Below are 21,558 nucleotides of genomic sequence, written 5' to 3'. Positions count from 1 at the left end.
CGGCGAACACTAGGCTTTGACCGTGCCCCGACGCATCAACGACGACGAGCGGCTGCGCCGGCTCCAGGCGGTCACTGATGCGACGCTGTCCCGGCTCGACGTCTCGGATCTCCTCGACGAGCTGCTGGACCGGGTGCGCGATCTGCTCGACGTGGACACCGCCGCGGTGCTGCTGCTCGACGTGCACGCCCAGCAGCTGGTCGCGACCGCCGCCAAGGGCCTGGAGGAGGAGGTCCGCAACGGTTTCCGGGTCGCGGTGGGCCGGGGTTTCGCCGGCCGGATCGCGGCGACCCGCAGGCCGGTGCGGCTCGCCGAGGTCACCGAGGCCGACGTGCTCAACCCGGTCCTGCTGGAGAAGGGGATCCGGTCGCTGCTCGGCGTACCCATCATGGTCGGCAGCGACCTCGTCGGGGTTCTGCACGTCGGTTCGCTGAGCCGGCGCGACTTCGGCGACGACGACGTGGCGCTGCTGGAGCTCGTCGCCGACCGGGCCGGGGTGGCCGGGCGGATCCGCACGGTCAAGCTGGAGCAGCAGGCCGCGCTCGCGTTGCAGCGCAGCCTGCTGCCGGCCCGGCTGCCCGAGGTGCCGGGCCTGGAACTGGCCGCCCGTTACGTCCCGGGCCACGCGGCGGGCGTCGGCGGCGACTGGTACGACGTGTTCACCCTGCCCTCCGGCTGGGTCGGCGTGGTGATCGGCGACGTGTCCGGGCACGGCCTCGCCTCGGCCGTGGTGATGGGACGGATCCGCAGCGCCCTCCGGGCGTACGCGTTGATCTGCGACGACCCGGCGGAGGCGCTCACCCTGCTCGACCGCAAGGTCCGGCATTTCGAGGCCGGCAGCCTCACCACCGCGCTGTACGTCATGTTCAGCCCGGAACGCGACCGCGCCCTCATCTCCTCGGCCGGGCACCTGCGCCCGGTGCTGGCCGAGCCGGGCCGCCCGGTGGTGCTGGCCGGGTGCGCGGTGGATCCGCCGCTGGGTGTGGGCCGGCACCGGCGGGCCCGGCGCAGCACGGTGCTGGCGCTGTGCCCGGGGGCGGTGCTGTTCTGCTACACCGACGGCCTGGTGGAGCGGCGTCACCAGGTGATCGACGTCGGGCTGGACGACCTGATCGGCATCGTCACGCCGGGACCGGCCGACGTGGTCTGCGCTACCGTCATGGCGGAGGCCGGCGTCGAGCGGCCGACCGACGACGTCGCCGTTCTGGCGGTCCGCCGCCAGCCATGAGACGGCCGCGTTTCCGGTACGGAAAAATTCTTGGACCCTCTTGTTCGCCACGGATTCAGCGGAAAAGATGGGCCCGCATGCACTGATACCACAGCTGGAGGCCGGATGAGCGCCAAGACGGTTCTGCACAACTTCGTCGCCGGCGAGGCCGTAGCGCCCGTCGACGGGCGCTACGAGGACCTGATCGACCCGTCGACCGGCGAGGTCTTCGCCTCCGCGCCCGTCTCCGGCGCCGAGGACGTCGACCGCGCCATGCAGGCCGCCGCCGGCGCGTTCGGGAAATGGCGTTCCGCGACACCCAGCGACCGGCAGCGGGCGCTGCTCAAGTTCGCCGACGCGATCGAGGCGCAGGCCGACGAGCTGGTCGCCCTGGAGTCGCGCAACACCGGCAAGCCGCTGGGCCTGACCGCCAGCGAGGAGCTGCCGCCGGCGATCGACCAGATCCGCTTCTTCGCCGGCGCCGCCCGGCTGCTCGAGGGCCGTTCCGCCGGGCAGTACCTGGACGGCTACGAAAGCTACGTGCGGCGCGAGCCGATCGGGGTCTGCGCCCAGGTCACGCCCTGGAACTATCCGCTGCTGATGGCGGTCTGGAAGATCGCGCCGGCGCTCGCCGCGGGCAACACGGTGGTCCTCAAGCCTTCCGACACCACCCCGGTCACCACGGTGCGCCTGGCCGAGATCGCCGCCGAGTTCTTCCCGGCCGGCGTCTTCAACGTGGTCCTCGGCGACCGGGACACCGGCCGCGCCCTGGTCACCCACCGCACCCCGCAGATGGTGTCGATCACCGGTTCGGTGCGTGCCGGCATGGAGGTCGCCGGCTCGGCCGCCGCCGACCTCAAACGCACCCACCTGGAGCTGGGCGGCAAGGCCCCGGTCGTGGTCTTCGACGACGCCGACGTGGCGGCGGCCGCAGCCGGGATCGCCGAGGCCGGCTACTTCAACGCCGGCCAGGACTGCACGGCCGCCACCCGGGTGCTGGTCGGCGCGGGCGTGCACGACGACTTCGTGGCCGCGCTGGCCGAGCAGGCCCGCGGCATCCGGACCGGCGCGCCGGACGACGAGGACGTGCTCTACGGACCGGTCAACAACGCGAACCAGCTGGCCCGGGTCTCCGGTTTCATCGACCGGCTGCCGGAGCACGCGGTGCTGCAGGCCGGCGGCGCGCGGGTCGGCGACCGCGGCTGGTTCTACTCGCCGACCGTGGTCTCCGGCCTGCGCCAGGACGACGAGATCATCCAGAACGAGGTGTTCGGCCCGGTCATCACCGTGCAGCGGTTCACCGACGAGGACCAGGCGGTGGCGTACGCGAACGGCGTCGACTACGCGCTCGCCTCCAGCGTCTGGACCTCCGACCACGGCACCGCGATGCGGATGACCCAGCGCCTGGACTTCGGCTGCGTCTGGGTGAACTGCCACATCCCGCTGGTCGCCGAGATGCCGCACGGCGGGTTCAAGCACTCCGGGCACGGCAAGGACCTGTCGGTGTACGGCCTGGAGGACTACACCCGCCTCAAGCACGTCATGCACCACGTGGGGGCTTGAGCGATGTCCTCCCCCTCTTCCGAAGAACTGCACAAACGCCGGGTCGCGGCGGTGGCGCGCGGTGTCGGCTCCACCGTCACCGCCTACGTCGACCACGCCGCCGGCGGCACCCTCACCGACGTCGACGGCCGGGAGTGGATCGACTTCGCGTCCGGCATCGCCGTCACCACCGTGGGCAACGCGGCGCCGCGCGTGGTGGCCGCCGTCAAGGAACAGGTCGAGCGGTTCACGCACACCTGTTTCATGGTCGCGCCCTACGAGTCCTACGTGGCGGTCTGCGAACAACTGATCGCGCTGACCCCCGGCACGTTCGAGAAACGGGCCGCACTGTTCAACTCGGGTGCCGAGGCGGTGGAGAACGCCGTCAAGATCGCACGGCACGCCACCGGGCGGCAGGCGGTCGTGGTGTTCGACCACGCCTACCACGGCCGGACCAACCTGACCATGGCGCTGACCGCCAAGAACATGCCGTACAAGCACCGGTTCGGCCCGTTCGCACCGGAGGTCTACCGGGCACCCATGTCGTACCCGCTGCGCGACGGCGGGCTGGACGGCGCCACCGCGGCCCGCCGGGCGATCGACGTGATCGAGAAGCAGGTCGGCGCGGACAACGTGGCGGCCGTGCTGATCGAGCCGATCCAGGGCGAGGGCGGTTTCATCGTGCCGGCGCCGGGCTTCCTGCCGGCCATCGCGGACTGGGCGCGGCACAACGGCGCGGTCCTCATCGCCGACGAGATCCAGACCGGGTTCGCGCGTACCGGTCAATGGTTCGCCTGCGAGGACGAAGGCGTCGAACCGGACCTGATCACCACGGCCAAGGGCATGGGCGGCGGCCTGCCGATCGCCGGTGTCACCGGGCGCGCCGACCTGATGGACGCGGTGCACGCCGGTGGTCTCGGCGGCACCTACGGCGGCAACCCGGTGGCCTGCGCCGCCGCGCTCGCCGCGATCGAGACGATGCGCGAACTGGACCTGGCGGCCGAGGCACGCCGGATCGAGGGCGTGCTGGTCCCGGCGCTGCGGGAACTGGCCGGGACGGACCCGGGCATCGCCGAGGTGCGCGGCCGCGGCGCGATGATCGCGATCGAGCTGGTGCGGCCGGGCGGCCTGGAACCCGACCCGGTGCGCACGGCCGCGGTCGCCAAGGCCTGCCACGACGCGGGGCTGCTCACCCTGACCTGCGGCACCTACGGCAACGTGCTGCGGTTCCTGCCGCCCCTGGTGATCTCCGATGCGGATCTGCGCCGGGGCATCGACATCCTGCGTGCGGCGCTGAGCTGATGTCCGCGGTGCCCGCCCCGGCACGGGCGGGCACCGTCATTCTCCCCCGAAAGGCTCCGTCCCTTTGCTCTCGCCAATCCTCACAGGGAAGAATCGCGGCGTGACCGACGTGGCCCTGGACGACATCAACAAGCAGATCATCGAGCACCTGCAACGGGACGGCCGGATGTCGTACGCGACCCTCGCGAAGACGATCGGTCTCTCCGAGGCGGCCGTGCGCCAGCGGGTGCAGCGCCTGCTCGACAACGACCTGATGCAGATCGTCGCGGTGACCGACCCCCTCACCCTGGGTTTCGCCCGGCAGGCCATGGTCGGCCTGCGCGTCACCGGCGACCTGCGCGCCATCGCCGACGAGATCGCGACCATCCCCGAGGTCGACTACGTGGTGATCTGCGCCGGCCGCTACGACCTGCTCGTGGAGCTGGTCTGCACCGACGACGAGCACCTGCTGGACCTGCTCAACGAGAAGATCCGCACGGTCGCCGGCGTCACCGAGGCGGACACCTTCATGTACCTGAAACTCGCCAAACAGACCTACGCTTGGGGAACCCGCTGACCGTGAGCACCAGCCCCTCCTTCTGGCTCGACTCGATCGGCCCCCTGGACGCCCGGCGTCCCGCGCTGCCCGGTGACCGCGACGCCGACGTGGCGATCGTCGGTGGCGGCTACACCGGCCTCTGGACGGCGTACTACCTGGCCAAATCCGACCCGAGCCTGCGGATCGTGGTGCTGGAGGCGGAGTTCTGCGGATTCGGCGCCTCCGGCCGCAACGGCGGCTGGGCGTCCGGGCTGTTCCCGGTCTCCGAGGCGAAACTGGCCCGCCGGCACGGCGCGGAAGCGGCCGCCGCCATGCACACCGCACTCGGCGACGCGGTCGACGAGGTGGGCCGGGCCGCGGCCGCCGAGGGCATCGACTGCGACTACGCGAAAGGCGGCACCATCTCCCTGGTGCGCAGCCCCGCCCAGCTGCGCCGGGCCCGCGACGCCGACGGTTTCCTCGACGCCGCGCAGGCCCGGGCCGTCTGCGACGCGCACGGCGTGCTCGGCGGCATCTACAGCGAACACTGCGCGGCGCTGCACCCAGCCAAGCTGGTGCGCGGGCTGGCCGAGACGGTCGAACGGCTCGGCGTCACCGTCCACGAGGGCACCCGGGCGCTCCGGATCGGGCGCGGCACCGTGACCACCGGCCACGGCACGGTCCGGGCCGGGACCGTGGTGCGGGCGCTGGAGGGATACACGGCCGGGCTGGCCGGGCACCGCCGCAGCCTGGCGCCGGTCTACAGCCTGATGGTCGCGACCGAGCCGCTGCCCGCCTCCTTCTGGGACCGGGTGGGCCTGGCCCGGCGGGAAACCTTCACCGACGAACGCCGCATGGTCATCTACGGTCAGCGTACGGCCGACGACCGTCTCGCCTTCGGCGGCCGCGGCGCGCCGTACCACTACGGTTCCCGCGTCCGCCCCGAATTCGACCGGGTGCCCGCGGTGTTCGAGGCACTGCGCCGCACCATCGGCGAACTGTTCGGCGTCGAACCGCCGATCGCCGCTCGCTGGGGCGGCCCCCTCGGCATCCCCCGCGACTGGATGCCCTCGGTGGGCCTGCGCGACGGTGTCGCCTGGGCAGGCGGCTACGTCGGCGACGGCGTCGCGGCGGCCAACCTCGCCGGGCGTACCCTCGCCGACCTGATCCGCGGCACCGAGAGCGACCTGACCACCCTGCCCTGGGTCAATCATCGTTCCCGGCGCTGGGAGCCGGAACCGGCACGCTGGCTCGGCATCAACGCGGGCCTGCGCGCCACCGCCCTGCTCGACGCCTGGGACCGCCGCACCGTCGCCTGACCCTCCCCCTCTCGGCCGCGGACCGAGGGGCCCGGTTGAGGACTGGGGTGAACCCCTATATGCACCCCTGTTCCGCCAGGACGACAGACGGAAAGCGGCGTCGATGGGTAAGCCGGGCGACATGACTGAGCTACCGACGAACATCCTGACGGACGCGGGCTTCACGGCCGACGAGGCAGACGACATCGTTCAAGGCCTGGTGCAGGGTGTGGACCTGCATCAGGACACGCAGCGCACGCACTCCGTCAACATCGACGAACTCTCCCCGGAGAAGAAGGAGGCGCTCGAGCGGTTCAACATGGCCGTCGCCGCGGACTTCTGAGACGAGCACCGACCGGCGCCCTGACGTGTGCTCGATGATGCCGGGGCGTCGGTCTTCCACACCCCACGAGGTACCGCTGTCGCCGAGGCGGCAGCTCACCGGAGGTCTGCGCCGCCGGACGGGGTTTCCGGCAGCGGCAGGCGGACGGTGACGACCGTTCCGGAGGGACGGTTGTCGTCGAGGCGGATCGTGCCGCCGTGCTGCAGCACGATGGCGCGGGCCAGGCTCAGGCCCAGCCCGCTGCCGATGGTGCCCTGGTGGCGCACGTTGCTGCCGCGGAAGAAGCGGTCGAAGACCCGGGGGCGTTCCTCGGCCGGGGTGCCGATGCCCAGGTCGGCGATGCGCAGCTCGGCCGCCGTGGCGCCGGCCTCGAGTCGCACGTGCACCGGGGCGCCGGGCGGGCTGTAGCGGATGGCGTTGGAGAGCAGGTCGTCGACGACCTGGCGCAGGCGGCCGGCGTCGCCGGGCACGGACAGTTCGGCGGGGAGTTCGGTGATCAGGATGGGCCGGTCGGCGCCGCGCCGGGCCGCGGTGACCGCCTCGGTGACCAGGGCGGCGAGGTCGAGGGGGCGGACGTCGAGTTTCAGGTGCCCGGACTCGAGGCCGGCCAGGTCGAGCAGGGTGTCGGCGATGTGTTGCAGGGCGGCGGCGTTGCGGGCGACGACCCGGGCCATCTGCCGGCAGTCCGGGTCCAGGCCGGCGGTGTCCTCGGCCAGCAGGGTGGCGTTCGCGGTGATCGAGGTGAGTGGGGTACGCAGTTCGTGGCCGACGAGGTCGACGAAGTCGGCCTGCGCCCGGGCCAGTTGCCGGCCCAGTTCCTCGGCACGGCGGAGCGCGACGAACACGCCGATCTGCGCGGCCACCCCGTCGAGCAGCACGGTGAGCAGGTCCGGTTCGTACTCCTGGGTACCGGCGTAGCAGGTGAGCACGCCGAGCAGGGTGCCGCCGTCGCGGACGGGCACGGCCAGCGCGGTCCGTATCCCGCTGCGCAGGCAGATCGCGAGGCGTTCCCGCTCGTACGCGGTGCGCAGGTCGGGGCTCGCGGCGAGGTCCGGCACCCAGATCGCCCGCCCGGTCTGCCAGGTCCGGCCGGTGATGCCTTCGCCGCGCACCGGGGTGTGCCCGAAGAAGTCGTCCGGGTCGAGCCCGGAGCTGTCGCAGTGCCCGACCGCCTCGAGGGTGCCGGTGGTGTCGTCGATCAGGAAGAGTTCGGCGGCCGGCCACCCCAGCGTGCCGGTGACCGCGCGCAGCACCCCGGGCGCGGCCTCGGCGATGGTGGTGCTCTTCTTGAGCGCCTGTTCGACGGCGAGGTGGCAGGCGCGGAACCGTTCGGCCCGGCGCAGCGCGGTGACGTCGTGGGCGACGGCGACCGCGCCCAGCAGTTGCCCGTCGGGGCCGAGGATGGTCCGGGCCGTGCTGTCGAAGACCCGGCTGCGGTGGCCGGGCAGGGTGACGTGCACGTCCTCGGAGCAGACCTGTTCGCCGCGCAGCGCCCGGATCATCGGGGTCTGTTCCCAGGGCATCGGGCGGTTGTCGGGGTGGCGCAGCACGGCGGCCGTGCGTTCCTCGAAGTCGGCCGGCACCGGGCCCTCCGGCGGCAGGCCGCGCACCTCCCGCATCGCCCGGTTCAGGAAGACCACCCGGCCGGCGGCGTTGCAGGCGATCACCCCGGCGTCCATGCTCTGCAGCAGGGCACGCAGGAACGCGCCGTCGTCGAGGGCTGTCACGTCGGGGCCGGCGGGCAGGATCAGCGTCTCGGCGATCGTCATCAGGGTGTCCGACTGCTCGCCGGCCCAGTCCCGGGGGCGGGTGTCCAGCACGGTGAGCGAGCCGATCGGGCGGTCGCCGGCGTTGCGGACCGGCACGGTGAGGAAGCTGCGCACCCCGAACTCCCCGATCAGCGGGTGCTCGCCGAGCTCGGGGTCCGCCTCGGCGGCCATGTCGGCGCAGTGCACCAGGTGGTCGGCGCAGACGGCGTACTTGCAGACCGAGTAGGCCATCGGCACGAGGCGGGTGCTGCGGAACGGATCGGGCACGCCGTGCATGCCGAGGATGTGTTCCTGTGCGGCGCCGACCAGGGTGATCGTGGCCATCGGGGCGTCGAGCAGGCGGGCGGCGAGTTTGGCGACGTCGTCGAGATGGGCGGGGCGGCCGGGCAGGGTACGCAGCGCGTAACCCACCGCCGCCAGCCGGACCGGATTTCCCAGCACTGCCTCGTCCAGCACCATCACGTCAGCCCGATTCTCACGGCCCCGGCCCCTTGGTCAGGGATGGCCGCGCGAGTACCCGGATTTTTCAGACTGAAACTGACATTTCCGCAGGGCAGGGTGAGCCGGCTGTGCCGTGCTGGTGCGGCCCGATCTCCAGCAGTTCCTGCACGGTGGCCAGCAGCTGATCGTTCGGGCAGGGCTTCAGCAGGATCGCGCAGCACCGCGCGGTCCCGGCCCGCGGATCCCCCGGCCGCAGGTGCCCGCTGAGCACCACGATCGGCGTGCGGCCGACGTCCGGGTCGGCCCGCACGGCCTCGATCAGCTCCCAGCCGTCCATCCGGGGCATGCCCAGGTCGGTGACCAGCAGGTCCGGGCGTTCCTGGAAGACCAGTTCCAGCGCGGCGAGGCCGTCCGGGGCGCGCAGCACCGTCATCCCGGCACGTTTGAACACCCGCGCCAGGACCATCGCGATGTCCTCGTCGTCCTCGGCGATCAGCAGAACGGCCATATCAGCTCCATCAAACGGTCTCGGGATCAGCATGCCCCTGCGCCGGGTACCCCGGGCCGCTATACCGTTTTTCCGGCCTGCCGGGGCACCGATTCGGGTTCCGTCACGGGCTTGACGAAAACGTGCGAAGGTGAGCCGCGCGGCGTGCGGGGCCACCGGAGTGGTGATCATGTGCCACCATCGGGCGATGCCGCCGATCGTCCGCCGCGCCGCGACCACGCTGGCGCTCGCCGCCGCACTGCTCGCCGGCTGTTCGGACGACCCACCGGACTACCGGCTCGACGGCGACGTCTGCGCGCTGATCACCGAGAACCAGGTGCAGGCCCGGATCCCCGAGGCGCCGGAGCAGCGCTCCGACCCGGCGAACGGCCAGTGCGAGCTGGCCTACGCCAGCGGCAGCATCACCCTGCTGCTCTTCGCCGAGGTGCTGCCCGACGAGGCGGCGGCCCAGGCCAAGTTCGACCAGTTCAAGACCGCCGACGGTACGGTCTCCGAGGTCACCGGCCTCGGCCAGGAGGCCTACCTGCGGCGCTGGCACGACGACAGCAAGCCGTGGCAGCCGCAGAACCTGAGCGTGTTCAAGTTCGTGGTGCGCGACGGCGGCCTGGTGCTGTCCTACCACTACTCGGGGTTCGTGACCGAGCCGGCCGGCTGGCCGGCGACCGAGCAGGAGATGCAGGACGCGTTGCGCGGCGACGTGGTCCGGGTGATGGACAGGCTGGCCGGGTCCGCCTGACGAACCCGGCCGGCCCGGCGGCTCAGAGCAGGGTCTGCGCCTCGGTCAGCACCGAGCGCAGGATCTGCTCGATCTCGGCGAACTGCGTCTCGGTCGCGGTCAGCGGCGGCGCCAGCTGGATCACCGGGTCGCCCCGGTCGTCGGCGCGGCAGTAGAGACCGGCGTCGAAGAGCGCCTGCGACAGGAACCCGCGCAGCAGCCGCTCCGACTCGTCGGCGTCGAAGGTCTCCTTGGTGGCCTTGTCCTTGACCAGCTCGATGCCGAAGAAGTAGCCGTCGCCGCGGACGTCGCCGACGATCGGCAGGTCCAGCAGCTTCTCCAGGTACGACCGGAACAGCGGGCTGTTGTCGGTGACGTGCCGGTTGAGGCCCTCACGTTCCATGATGTCCAGGTTGGCCAGCGCGACGGCGGCGCCGACCGGGTGGCCGCCGTAGGTGATGCCGTGCGCGAACCAGTTGGTGCCGGTCAGGAACGGCTCGGCCAGCCGCTCCGACGCGATCATGGCGCCGAGCGGTACGTAGCCCGAGGTCAGGCCCTTGGCCACGGTGATGATGTCGGGCTGGTAGCCGTACTTGTCGGCACCGAAGAACTCGCCGAGCCGGCCGAACGCGCAGATCACCTCGTCGGACACCAGCAGCACGTCGTACCTGTCGCAGATCTCGCGGACCCGCTGGAAGTACCCGGGCGGCGGCGGGAAGCAGCCGCCGGCGTTCTGCACCGGCTCCAGGTAGACGGCGGCGACGGTGTCCGGGCCCTCGAACTCGATCGCCTCGGCGATCCGGTCGGCGGCCCAGACGCCGAACTGCTCCGGTGTCATGTTCTCGTCGGGACGCCGGTAGTAGTTGGTGTTCGGCACCCGCACGGTGCTCGGCACCAGCGGCTCGAAGTCCTGCTTGAACGGCGGGATCCCGGTGATCGACAGGGCGCCCATCGAGCTGCCGTGGTAGGCGACCGCGCGGGAGACGACCTTGGTCTTGAGCGGCTTGCCGACCCGCTTGTAGTAGGAGCGCGCCAGCTTCCAGGCGCTCTCCACGGCCTCGGAGCCGCCGGTGGTGAAGAAGACCCGGCTCAGGTCGCCGGGGGCCAGGTCGGCCAGCCGGCCGGCCAGCTCGATCGCCTTGGGGTGCGCGTACGACCAGATCGGGAAGTAGGCGAGTTCACCGGCCTGCTTGGCGGCCGCCTCGGCGAGTTCCTGCCGGCCGTGACCGGTCTGCACGACGAACAGGGCGGACAGACCGTCGAGGTAGCGCTTGCCGGTGGAGTCCCAGATGTAGCAGCCGTCGCCCCGGGCGATCACCGGGACGGGCGCGTCCTGATAGGCGGAGAGCCGGGTGAAGTGCATCCACAGGTGGTCACGGGCGGTCGCGGAGAGGGCGTCCACGTCAGCGGGTCGATCTGTCACGTTGAGTCTCCTGCACGCCACTGGTTACGGCTGTTGCAGGTGATCCTGCCTACGGAATCCGTTGCGCACAAGACCACAAGCAACTATTTCCGCGCCGTTTCGGGACGTCTGGGCGTACAAAAACGGCGCCGCCGGGCCGATGACCCGGCGGCGCCGCACGCACCTCTGTCAGCCGGTCTGCCGGCGGGGCCGGGACCGGATGCTGGTGAGCACCGCGATCAGCACGCCGGCCGCGAAGATCAGCGTGCCCATCACGTTCACCTGCGGCGGCAGGCCGACACGGGTGGCGCCCCAGATCCACAGCGGGAACGTGACGCTGGTGCCCGCGGTGAAGTTGGTGACCACGAAATCGTCCACGCTCAGCGCGAACGCCAGCATGAAACCGGAGAAGACGGCCGGCAGGATGATCGGGAAGGTCACCTTCCAGAACGTCGTCCACGCGTTCGCCCCGAGGTCGGCGGCGGCCTCCTCGAGCGACCGGTCCAGGGTGAGCACCCGGGCCCGCACCACGGTAGCGACGAACGAGATGGAGAACATGACGTGCGCGATGGTGATCGTCAGCGGGCCCAGGCCGACGCCGAGCGAGACGAACAGCGTCAGCAGCGACGCGCCCATCACCAGCTCCGGTGACGACATCGTGGCGAACATGATCAGGTTCATGCCGCCGGCGCCGCGGAACCGGTGCCGGCCCAGCGCGTAACCGATGCCGGTGCCGAGCGCCGCCGAGATCACCGACGCCGCGATCGCGATGACCAGCGACAGGATCAACGCCGAGGTGAGGTCCTCGAGCGCGAAGAGCTGCCCGTACCACTTCAGTGTGAAGCCCTGCCAGGTCTGGTTGTAGCGCCCGCTCGGGTTGTTGAACCCGAACAGGATCATCACCAGGATCGGCAGGATCAGCCACCCGATGATCAGCCAGGTGTAGAGGTGCATCAGCTGGACGCCGCCGAAACGGATCAGCCGCCGCCGCGGTACCGGCGGCGTAACCGTCGTCTCCGGCGCGGGCATCGTCGTGGTCATCGGGCCGCCACCTTCATGACGTCCTCGGTGCCGAGCGCCCTCGCGTAGGAGAAGACGCCGATCAGCAGCACCGCCATCAGGGTGAAGGAGAGCGCCGAGGCGGTCGGGTAGTTGGAACTCGACAGATACTGACTCTGGATTACCTGCCCGATCATGGTGGTCTCCGAGCTGCCCAGCACCTCCGAGTTGACGTAGTCGGAACTGACCGGGATGAACGTCATCAGCACGCCGGCGAAGACGCCGGGCAGCGCCAGCGGCAGGATCACCCGGCGGAACGCGGTGATCGGCGAGGCGTACAGGTCCCGCGCCGCCTCGACCACACGCGGGTCGATGCGCTCCAGGGCCACGTAGATCGGCAGCACCATGAAGGGCAGGAAGTTGTACACCAGGCCGCCGATCACCGCGACCGGGGTGCCGAGGATGTGGAATCCGTCGGCGAGGAGCCCGATCTCCTTCAGCGGGCGCAGCAGGAAGCCGTCGTCGGTGAGGATCAGCCGCCACGAGATGGTGCGCAGCACGAACGACACGAAGAACGGCAACAGCAGCAGGAACAGGTAGGTCGCCTTGCGCCGGCCACCGTAGAAGGCGATCCAGTACGCGGCCGGAAATGCCAGCACGATCAGGATGATCGTGGCGACGGCGCCGTACACCAGCGAGCGGATCAACTGGGTCTGATAATCAGAGATCGCCTCCACGTAGGTCTGCCAGTGACCCGTGAAGACGTACCCGTTGACGATGTCGCCCTCCTGCAGCGACAACGACAGCATGGTCGCCATCGGCACCGCGAAGAACATCAGGAGCCACAACCCACCCGGCAGTACGAGCAGGTAGGGCGCGAGTGCACGTCTGACCCGGCCCATGGATCAGCCCAGCACGATCGGGTCGAAGATCTTGGTGAAGTCCTGCTGCTCCTCGGCCGTGTTGAAGTCGACGTAGTAGTGCAGCTTGGCGTAGTCGGACTCGCCCGGGAAGACCAGTTCGCTGCTCGCGACCGACTCCAGGTACTCCTTGTCCTCGCCGGAGAGCGCCGCGGCGTGCTTCCTCATGGCAGCCTGCGCGGCCGGCACCGGGCACACGTAGTTGATGTACTCGGCCAGGGTGGCGGCGTTCTCCACCTCGTAGAAGAAGTCCATCGCGGTGATCGCGTCGACCGGGTTCTCCGCCGTGATCGGGATGGTCATGTTGTCGGTCCAGATGGTGCCGCCCTCCTCGGGGATCACGAACTTGAAGTTCGTGCCGTCGGAGACGTTCTTCTGGAAGATGTCACCGGACCAGGCCTGGGTGATCCAGACCTCGCCCTTGCCGAGCGCGTCGACGTAGCTCTGGTCGTAGTACTGCCGGACGATGTCGGCGTCCTTCTGCTCGCGCAGCTTCGCGGCCGCCTTGCGCCACTCCGCCTCACCCGACTCGGCCGGCTTGAGGCCCGCCGCGAGCAGACCGAAGTTGCCCAGCTCCTGCAGGTCGCGGAACATGCCGACCTTGCCCTTGAACTCCGGGTCCCACAGGTCGGCGAGCTTGGTGATCGGGCGCTTGATCTTGTCCGGGTCGTAGGCGATGCCGGTGATGCCGGAGGCCCACGGGATGCTGAACACGTTGCCCAGGTCGTAGGAGGACTGCGCGTACGACTTGGCCGCGTTGGCCACGTAGTTCGGCAGCTTCGAGTGGTCCAGCGGCGCCAGGAAGCCGGCGTCGCGGAACTGGCCGAACTGGATCGAGTTCGTGATCACCATGAGGTCGAAGCCGATCGACTGCCCGGCGGACAGCTGCGGCTGGACCTTGGCGAACCACGGCCCCATCTCCTCGATCACTTCGTCGTAGTTGACCTGGATGCCGGTCTTCTCGGTGAACTTCTTGAGTTCCGGCTTCTTCGGGTCCATGTACAGCGGCCAGTTGGCGAAGTTCAGCTTGCCGTTCTTGGCCTTGCCGCCCCAGAACTTGGCGACGGCGTCGGGCGCGACACTGGCCTGCGGCTTGCCCTGTCCTTGCACGCCGCAGGCGGCGAGGAACGCTCCCATTGCCGACATCCCGCCGAGGCGCAGCGCGTCGCGGCGGCCGAACCGCCGCTGCGTCATGCCCCGGAGGACGGAGGGGTCCGGCTTATCGGTGGGAAACAACTTCAGACTCCGATCGGGTACGAGTGCTGCGGGGCCCAGGTGAGGAAGACGCGCTCGCCGCGCGAGGCGACGTCCTCGGCGTCATGTGCGTTCTGATCGAACACCACGAAGTCCGATCCGGCGGTCGTCGCCACTGTGTAGTTCGTCGATGTGCCGTGATACACAACCTCGGAGACGACACCGGAGACGACGCTGAGGCCCGGCGCGTGCGGCGCCGTGCGGTGCAGGTCGATCTTCTCGGGCCGGACCGACACCTCGACGTCACGGCCGGGCTGCACCGTGCCGGGCACCGGCATCAGCACCCGCTCCCCCGAGCCCAGGTCGATCACCCCGAGGCCGTTCTCGACCCAGGCGATCCGCCCGTCGATCAGGTTCGAGGTGCCGATGAAGCCGGCCACGAACCGCGACGCCGGGCGCTCGTAGATGGCCCGCGGCGAGCCGAGCTGCTCGATCAGGCCGCCGTTCATCACCGCGATGTGGTCCGACATGGTCAGCGCCTCGCCCTGATCGTGCGTGACGTAGACGAAGGTGATGCCGACCTCGCGCTGGATGCGCTTGAGCTCGACCTGCATCTGCTGGCGCAGCTTGAGGTCGAGGGCGCCGAGCGGCTCGTCGAGCAGCAGGGCGCGGGGATGGTTCACCAGGGCCCGGGCCAGGGCCACCCGCTGCTGCTGGCCACCGGACATCTCCTTGGGCTGCCGCTTCTCCATCCCGGTCAGCGACACGATCTCCAGCATCTCGCCGACCCGGCGGCGGATCTCGCTCTTCGCGACCTTCTTGCGCTCCAGGCCGAAGGCGACGTTCTGCAGCACGTTCAGGTGCGGGAAGAGGGCGTACGACTGGAAGACCATGTTGACGTCCCGCTTGTTCGGCGCGACACCCGTGACGTCCTTGCCGTCGAGGAAGATCTTGCCGGCGGTGGGGTCCTCGAAGCCCGCGATCATCCGCATGGTGGTGGTCTTGCCGCAGCCGGAGGGGCCGAGCAGCGAGAAGAACTCCCCCTGTCCGATCGCCAGGTCCAGGCTCTTGACGGCCGGCACCGCCTCACCGTGCGACAGGTAATCCTTGCGCACGCCGGCGAACTCGATCGCCGGGTGCCCGGTGTGCTGCCCGTTCCCAGGCGGCGCACTCGTGGCGTGGTGCGGGGGAGAAGTGGTCATCTATCACCTCAAGCGGGGCTTTTTTGCGGGTTCTGGTGGCCGGATCAGCCGTTGTAGCTCATCACGTGCTTGATCCGGGTGTACTCCTCGAAGCCGTACATCGAAAGGTCTTTGCCGTAACCGGAGTGACCGTAGCCTCCGTGCGGCATCTCCGAGACGAACGGCAGGTGCGTGTTGATCCACACCGCGCCGAAGTCGAGCCGACGGGAGACTCGCATCGCCCGGCCGTGGTTCTGCGTCCAGACGCTGGCGCTGAGACCGAACCGGACGTCGTTGGCCCAGCGGACCGCCTGTGCCTCGTCACTGAAGCTCTGCACCGTGATGACCGGGCCGAAGATCTCGTCCTGGATCATCTCATCCCGCTGGCGCAGTCCGGTCACGACGGTCGGTTCCAGGAAGTATCCGCGCTCGCCGATCCGCTTGCCGCCGGCCACCACCGCGGCGTGCTCTGGGGTGCGCGCCAGGAAACCGGTGACCCGCTCCAGCTGGTCGGCGTTGTTGACCGGGCCGAACCAGGCACCGGTGTCCGACGGCGGGCCCACCCGGGTGCCGCGGGCCGCGGCCGCCAGCGCGGCGCTGAAGTCGGCGGCGATCCGCTCGTGCACCAGCACCCGGGTCGCGGCCGTGCAGTCCTGGCCGGCGTTGAAGTAGCCGGCGCCGGCGATCGCGGCGGCGGTCGCCTCGATGTCGACGTCGTCGAAGACCACGACCGGCGCCTTGCCACCGAGCTCCAGATGAACCTTCTTCAGATCCGGTGCCGCGGCCGCCGCCACCTCCATGCCGGCCCGGGTCGAACCGGTGATCGACACGAGTTGCGGCACCGGGTTCGCCACCAGGGCCCGGCCGGTGTCCCGGTCGCCGCAGACCACGTTGAGCACGCCCGGCGGCAGGAACTCCGCGGCGATCTCGGCGAGCAGCAGCGTGCTCACCGGGGTGGTGTCGGAGGGCTTGAGCACCACCGCGTTGCCGGCCGCGACGGCCGGCGCGAACTTCCAGACCGCCATCACCATCGGATAGTTCCAGGGCGCGACCTGCGCGACCACGCCGATCGGCTCACGCCGCACGAACGAGGTGTGGTCCCGCAGGTACTCCCCCGCCGCCTTGCCCTCCAGGATGCGCGCCGCGCCGGCGAAGAACCGCAGCTCGTCGAGGATCGGCGCCATCTCCTCCTGGCGGGTCGCCTCAACCGGCTTGCCGGTGTTGCGGCACTCCGCCGCGATGATCTCCTCGGCCCGGGCCTCGACGGCGTCCGCGATCCGCAGCAGCGCCCGCTGCCGCTCCGCCGGGGTGCTGTCGCGCCACGTCTCGAACCCCTCGGCGGCGGCGTCGACGGCCGCCGCCACGTCGCGCGCCGAGGAGACCGGCGCCTGCGCGTAGGTCTCCCCCGTGCTGGGGTCGACGACCGGTGAGGTGATCCCGTCGGCGGTGTCGGTGTACGACCCGGCAACGAAGTTGCGCAGCACGGTACTCACGAAAGAGGGGGCCTTCCGGTTCATGGTGTGCCGGGGATCTCACCCGGGCTGGCGAGACCATTCCACATCGGCGTGTGGAGGGGCAAGGGAATCCGAAGTAATTTCCAAGCCTGAAACGGAATCAGAACTTCGACCCCGTTTCAGGCGACGTAATCCTGTGTTCAGGTGGTGGTATAGCCGTCCGCCACGGTCAGGGCCTCGTCCAGGATCGCCAGGCCCTGCCGCACCTCGTCCACACTGATGGTGCACGGCGGCACCACATGGATCCGGTTGAAATGGGTGAACGGCCAGAGGCCGCGCTCCTTGCAGGCGGCGGCGACCGCGGCCATCGGCGCGGCGGCCGGGCCGATGGCGTTGAAGGGCACCAGCGGCGTCCGCGCGGCCCGATCGGTGACCAGCTCGACGGCCCAGAAGACGCCCAGGCCGCGCACCTCGCCGACGCTGGGGTGCCGCTCCGCGATCGCGGCGAGTTCCGGGCCGATCACGTCCTCACCCAGCATCCGGGCGTGCTCGACGACGCCCTCCTCCTTGAAGATCTGCATGCTCGCCACCGCGGACGCGCACGCCAGCGGATGCCCGGAGTAGGTGAGGCCGCCCGGGAACGGCCGCTCCCGGAACGTCTCGGCGATCGCCTCGGAGATGATCACGCCGCCGAGCGGCAGGTACCCCGAGTTCACCCCCTTGGCGAAGGTGATCAGGTCCGGGACGACGCCCCAGCGGTCGACGGCGAACCACTCGCCGCACCGGCCGAACCCCGCCATCACCTCGTCGGCGATGAGGACGATCCCGAACTCGTCGCAGATCGCCCGCACGCCGGCGAGGTATCCCGGCGGGGGCACCAGGATGCCGTTGGTGCCGACCACCGTCTCGATCAGGATCGCGGCGATCGTGCCCGGCCCCTCGAACACCACGGTGTCGCGCAGGTGCGCCAGCGCCCGCTCGGCCTCCTGCTCGGCGCTGTCCGAGTGGAACGGCGAGCGGTACGGGTACGGCCCCCAGAAGTGCACGACGCCGACCGCCACCGGCTCGTTGGGCCAGCGCCGCGGGTCGCCGGTGGCGGTGATCGCGGTCGCCGTCGAGCCGTGGTAGCTGCGGTAGGTGGAGAGCACCTTGTGCCGCCCGGTGTGCAGCCGCGCCATCCGGATCGCGTTCTCGTTCGCCTCGGCGCCGCCGTTGGTGAAGAAGACCTTGTTCAGCCCCTCCGGCGCGACCTCAGCGATCATCCGGGCCGCCTCGCCGCGCTTGTCGTTGGCGAAGGCCGGCTGGATCGTGCAGAGCGTGGCGGCCTGCTCCTGGATGGCCGCCACCAGCCGCGGGTGCTGGTGCCCGATGTTGATGTTGACGAGCTGCGACGAGAAGTCCAGGTACCGGCGGTCGTCGTAGTCCCAGAACCAGCTGCCCGACGCCCCCTTGATCGGCAGCGGGTCGATCAGGCCCTGCGCGGACCAGGAGTGGAAGACGTGGGCGCGGTCGTCGGCGCGCACCTGCGAGTCCGAGGTCATGTGATCCATCCTCACCGGGTCTGCGGGAAGCCGAGGTCGATCGACGAAGTCCCCGGGTCGGGCCAGCGCGACGTGACGACCTTGCCGCGGGTGAAGAAGTGGATGCCGTCCGGGCCGTACATGTGGGTGTCGCCGAACAGCGACGCCTTCCAGCCGCCGAACGAGTAGTAGGCCACCGGCACCGGGATCGGCACGTTGACGCCGACCATGCCCGCGTTCACGTCGAACTGGAACTGCCGGGCGGCGCCGCCGTCCCGGGTGAAGATCGCGGTGCCGTTGCCGTACTCGTTGTCGTTGACCAGCCGGACCGCCTCGGCGTAGGTGTCCACCCGCACGACGCTCAGCACCGGGCCGAAGATCTCGTCGGTGTAGACGGTCATCGACGGTGTCACGTTGTCGAGCAGGGTGGCGCCCAGGAAGAAGCCGCCGCCCGGCAGGTCCTCCGAGCGGCCGTCGGCCACCACCGTCGCGCCCTCGGCCGCGCCGGCCTCGATGTAACCGGCGACCCGGTCCCGGTGCTGGGCGCTGATGAGCGGTCCCATCTCCGAGGACGGGTCCGCGCCGTCCCCGATCTTGATCGTGGGAAGCCGGGCCGCGATCGCCTCGACCAGCGGATCCGCGATGTCGCCCACGGCCACCACCACGGAGATCGCCATGCACCGTTCGCCGGCCGCGCCGTACCCCGCACTGATCGCCGCGTCGGCGGCCGCGTCCAGCTCGGCGTCGGGCAGCACGATCATGTGGTTCTTCGCGCCGCCGAGGGCCTGCACCCGCTTGCCGTACGCCGTGCCGGTCTCGTAGATGTACTTCGCGATCGGGGTGGACCCCACGAAACTGACCGCCACCACGTCCGGGTTCGCCAGGATCGCGTCGACCGCTTCCTTGTCGCCGTGCACGACCGTGAAGACACCGTCCGGCAGCCCCGCCTCTTTCCAGAGCCGGGCCAGGAACAGCGCGGCCGACGGGTCCTTCTCACTCGGCTTCAGCACGAACGCGTTGCCCGCCGCGATCGCCGTCGCACACATCCACAACGGCACCATGGCCGGGAAGTTGAACGGCGTGACACCGGCGACCACCCCGAGCGGCTGGCGGATCGAGTAGACGTCCACCCCGGTGGCCGCCTGCTCCGAGAACGAGCCCTTCATCAGGTTCGGGATGCCGGTGGCGAACTCGACGTTCTCCAGGCCGCGGGCGATCTCCCCGGCCGCGTCGGCGAGCACCTTGCCGTGCTCTCTCGTCACGATCTCCGCGAGCTCACCGGACCGGGCCGCGAGCAGCTCACGGAACGAGAAGAGCACCGCGGAACGCTTCGACAGCGACGCCGTCCGCCACTGCGCGGCGGCCTCCTTCGCGACGGCGACGGCGGCGTCCACCTCGGCGGCGCTCGCGAGGCCGACCTCGGCGATCTGCCGGCCCGTGGCGGGATTGAAGACGGGGGCTACCCGGCCGGAGGTGCCGGTCGACTCGGCTCCGCCGATCCAGTGCGCGATGTGATCCATGGGCCGACATTATGTGACGGCCATGGACCGAACAATCCTTGAAATGTACTGTCACAAAAGTGCCCAGCGATGTGACCCCACGCCCCACCGACCTCGGCGCCGTGCCGCAACGGCCTGACCTCGGCGCCGTGACGCCACGCCGCACCGACCTCGGCGCCGTGCCGCAACCGCCTGCCCTCGGCGCCGTGACGCAACGCCTCACCGATCCCAGCGCCCGCGGCCTCGCCGAAGCCGTCAGCCGGGCCGTCGGCGACGGCGCCCTCGCCCCCGGCGCGAAACTGCCGCCCGTCCGTTCCGTCGCCGCCGAACTGCGCCTCTCCCCCAGCACCGTCAACGCGGCCTGGCAGCTGCTGCGCCGCGCCGGCACCATCCGGACAGACGGCAGGCGCGGCACCTCCGTCGCCACCGCCGGCCCCGGGCGCTACCGGGCCGCACTGCGCCACACCCCCGGCTTCGGCCTCGACCTCTCCACCGGCGTGCCCGACCCGGCGCTGCTGCCACCCCTCCCGGCGCTGCACGGCCTCTCCCCCGCACCCACGAGCTACCTCGACGCGCCGGTGCTGCCCGCGCTCGGCGAACTGCTGCGGGAGCAATGGCCGTACCCCGCCGAACGCCTCGCCGTGTTCGACGGCGCGATGGACGCCGTCGACCAGGTCTCCACCGCCCTGCTGCGTCTCGGCGACCTCGCCGTGGTCGAGAACCCCTGCTTCCCGCCCCTGCTCGACCTGCTCGAAGTCCTCGGCGTCTCGGTGATCGGCGTCGGCACCGACGCCGCCGGCATGCTGCCCGACCAGCTCGCCACCGCCCTGACCCGGCGACCCGCCGCCGTCTTCCTGCAACCCCGGGCCCACAACCCCACCGGCGCGTCGTGGACCGCCGCGCGATCCGGCGCCCTCGCCGGCGTCCTCGCGCCACACCCCCAGGTGTACGTGGTCGAAGACGACTCCGCCGGCGACCTCGCGTCCGGACCGCTCTGCTCCCTCGGCGCCCACCTGCCCCGCCAGGTCGTCCACGTCCGCAGCTTCTCCAAATCGCACGGCCCCGACCTGCGCCTCGCCGCGGTCAGCGGCCCCGCAGCCGTGCTCGACCCCATCCTGGAACGGCGCCTGCTCGGCCAGGGCTGGACCAGCCGCCTCCTCCAGCATCTGCTGCTCACCCTGCTCACCGACCCTGCCTCGATCGCGGCGGTCCGGGCCGCCCGCGACGAATACGCCCGCCGGCGCCACCTGATCACCACCGGTCTCGCCGCCGCCGGCATCAACCTGCCGCCCGGCGAAGGCCTCAACATCTGGCTCCCCGTCGCCGACGAACAGGCCGCCCTGCTAAACCTGGCCAGTGCCGGCATCGGCGCGGCGGCCGGCACCGCGTTCACCGTCGGCCCCGCCCGCCAGCCCCACCTGCGGGTCACCGTCGGCCTGATCGCCGACGGCCACCCGGAGGTGTCCACCCAGCTGGCGCACGCCGCACGAGCGGCCACACCCCCCATCACCCGTTGACGCCAGCGCAAACCGGCGGCTGAAGACGCACCTCCAAGCCGCAGCGAAGATCCCGTCCCGCCGCCCCCACACCCTCCCGCGGCCCCCCGCCGCCCCAGCCACCCCACACCGCGCGCTCGCCACCCCACGGCGTCCCCGCCACCCCACACCGCGCGCTCACCACCCCACGGCGTCCCCCCCCCCCCCCACCCCCCCCCCCCCCCCCCCCCGCCCCCCCCCCCCCCCCCGGC

18 protein-coding genes are annotated in these 21,558 nt (G+C 70.9%); 8 read left to right on the top strand and 10 right to left on the bottom strand.

Annotation, left to right across the window (positions count from 1 at the left end):
- Window positions 1-22: 22 nt before the first annotated feature.
- The 6 genes from LPA41_RS10495 to LPA41_RS10470 all read left to right on the top strand — a co-directional run bounded on the left by LPA41_RS10495 (window position 23) and on the right by LPA41_RS10470 (window position 6,209).
- Entirely contained in the window at window positions 23-1,228 is a 1,206-nt protein-coding gene (locus LPA41_RS10495; protein WP_229069906.1) for a PP2C family protein-serine/threonine phosphatase, read from the top strand.
- Window positions 1,229-1,333: 105 nt separating this feature from the next.
- Window positions 1,334-2,770: a gamma-aminobutyraldehyde dehydrogenase gene (locus LPA41_RS10490; protein WP_229069905.1), complete on the top strand. Its 1,437-nt coding sequence runs from the start codon at window positions 1,334-1,336 to the stop codon at window positions 2,768-2,770.
- Window positions 2,771-2,773: 3 nt separating this feature from the next.
- Entirely contained in the window at window positions 2,774-4,051 is a 1,278-nt protein-coding gene (gene gabT, locus LPA41_RS10485; RefSeq protein WP_229069904.1) for a 4-aminobutyrate--2-oxoglutarate transaminase, read from the top strand.
- A 100-nt stretch (window positions 4,052-4,151) separates the two neighbouring features.
- The gene (locus LPA41_RS10480; RefSeq protein WP_229069903.1) at window positions 4,152-4,607 is read left to right on the top strand and encodes an Lrp/AsnC family transcriptional regulator; all 456 of its coding nucleotides are present in this window, start codon (window positions 4,152-4,154) and stop codon (window positions 4,605-4,607) included.
- Window positions 4,608-4,609: 2 nt separating this feature from the next.
- On the top strand, window positions 4,610-5,887 hold the full coding sequence (locus LPA41_RS10475; RefSeq protein WP_229069902.1) for an FAD-binding oxidoreductase: 1,278 nt from the start codon (window positions 4,610-4,612) through the stop codon (window positions 5,885-5,887).
- A 121-nt stretch (window positions 5,888-6,008) separates the two neighbouring features.
- Complete coding sequence (locus LPA41_RS10470) at window positions 6,009-6,209, top strand: hypothetical protein (protein ID WP_229069901.1); 201 nt, start codon at window positions 6,009-6,011, stop codon at window positions 6,207-6,209.
- 95 nt (window positions 6,210-6,304) lie between these two features.
- Here LPA41_RS10470 and LPA41_RS10465 read toward each other — a convergent pair whose 3' ends face one another.
- Together LPA41_RS10465 and LPA41_RS10460 are read right to left on the bottom strand one after the other, a co-directional pair.
- Window positions 6,305-8,437 carry an ATP-binding protein gene (locus tag LPA41_RS10465; protein WP_229069900.1) on the bottom strand — a complete coding sequence of 711 codons (2,133 nt, stop codon included), beginning with the start codon at window positions 8,435-8,437 and terminating at the stop codon, window positions 6,305-6,307.
- Window positions 8,438-8,504: 67 nt separating this feature from the next.
- Window positions 8,505-8,927 carry a response regulator gene (locus LPA41_RS10460; RefSeq protein WP_229069899.1) on the bottom strand — a complete coding sequence of 141 codons (423 nt, stop codon included), beginning with the start codon at window positions 8,925-8,927 and terminating at the stop codon, window positions 8,505-8,507.
- A gap of 187 nt (window positions 8,928-9,114) precedes the next feature.
- On the opposite strand from LPA41_RS10460, the gene LPA41_RS10455 reads away from it, so the two are divergent.
- A complete protein-coding gene (locus LPA41_RS10455; protein WP_229069898.1) occupies window positions 9,115-9,663 on the top strand; it encodes a hypothetical protein in 549 nt (182 codons plus the stop codon).
- A 22-nt stretch (window positions 9,664-9,685) separates the two neighbouring features.
- On the opposite strand, the gene LPA41_RS10450 is transcribed toward LPA41_RS10455, so the two are convergent.
- From LPA41_RS10450 to LPA41_RS10415, 8 genes are all read right to left on the bottom strand, one after another.
- The gene (locus LPA41_RS10450; RefSeq protein WP_308036538.1) at window positions 9,686-11,065 is read right to left on the bottom strand and encodes an aspartate aminotransferase family protein; all 1,380 of its coding nucleotides are present in this window, start codon (window positions 11,063-11,065) and stop codon (window positions 9,686-9,688) included.
- 168 nt (window positions 11,066-11,233) lie between these two features.
- Complete coding sequence (locus tag LPA41_RS10445; RefSeq protein ID WP_229069897.1) at window positions 11,234-12,085, bottom strand: ABC transporter permease; 852 nt, start codon at window positions 12,083-12,085, stop codon at window positions 11,234-11,236.
- Window positions 12,082-12,945 carry an ABC transporter permease gene (locus LPA41_RS10440; RefSeq protein WP_229069896.1) on the bottom strand — a complete coding sequence of 288 codons (864 nt, stop codon included), beginning with the start codon at window positions 12,943-12,945 and terminating at the stop codon, window positions 12,082-12,084. The genes LPA41_RS10445 and LPA41_RS10440 overlap by 4 nt, the downstream gene beginning before the upstream one ends.
- 3 nt (window positions 12,946-12,948) lie before the next feature.
- Window positions 12,949-14,157 carry a spermidine/putrescine ABC transporter substrate-binding protein gene (locus tag LPA41_RS10435; RefSeq protein ID WP_229069895.1) on the bottom strand — a complete coding sequence of 403 codons (1,209 nt, stop codon included), beginning with the start codon at window positions 14,155-14,157 and terminating at the stop codon, window positions 12,949-12,951.
- A 44-nt stretch (window positions 14,158-14,201) separates the two neighbouring features.
- Window positions 14,202-15,359: an ABC transporter ATP-binding protein gene (locus LPA41_RS10430; protein ID WP_229069894.1), complete on the bottom strand. Its 1,158-nt coding sequence runs from the start codon at window positions 15,357-15,359 to the stop codon at window positions 14,202-14,204.
- Window positions 15,360-15,403: 44 nt separating this feature from the next.
- On the bottom strand, window positions 15,404-16,855 hold the full coding sequence (locus LPA41_RS10425) for an aminobutyraldehyde dehydrogenase (protein ID WP_229069893.1): 1,452 nt from the start codon (window positions 16,853-16,855) through the stop codon (window positions 15,404-15,406).
- A 137-nt stretch (window positions 16,856-16,992) separates the two neighbouring features.
- Window positions 16,993-18,333 carry an aspartate aminotransferase family protein gene (locus LPA41_RS10420; protein ID WP_229069892.1) on the bottom strand — a complete coding sequence of 447 codons (1,341 nt, stop codon included), beginning with the start codon at window positions 18,331-18,333 and terminating at the stop codon, window positions 16,993-16,995.
- An 11-nt stretch (window positions 18,334-18,344) separates the two neighbouring features.
- A complete protein-coding gene (locus LPA41_RS10415; RefSeq protein ID WP_229069891.1) occupies window positions 18,345-19,832 on the bottom strand; it encodes a CoA-acylating methylmalonate-semialdehyde dehydrogenase in 1,488 nt (495 codons plus the stop codon).
- Between the two features lie 59 nt (window positions 19,833-19,891).
- On the opposite strand from LPA41_RS10415, the gene LPA41_RS10410 reads away from it, so the two are divergent.
- Entirely contained in the window at window positions 19,892-21,328 is a 1,437-nt protein-coding gene (locus LPA41_RS10410) for an aminotransferase class I/II-fold pyridoxal phosphate-dependent enzyme (protein WP_308036537.1), read from the top strand.
- Window positions 21,329-21,558: the final 230 nt, after the last annotated feature.

Source organism: Actinoplanes sp. DH11 (assembly GCF_020873875.1).
GTDB lineage: Bacteria > Actinomycetota > Actinomycetes > Mycobacteriales > Micromonosporaceae > Actinoplanes.
The sequence above is the reverse complement of the archived record's forward strand: the minus strand, read 5'-3'. Positions and strand labels throughout refer to the sequence as shown.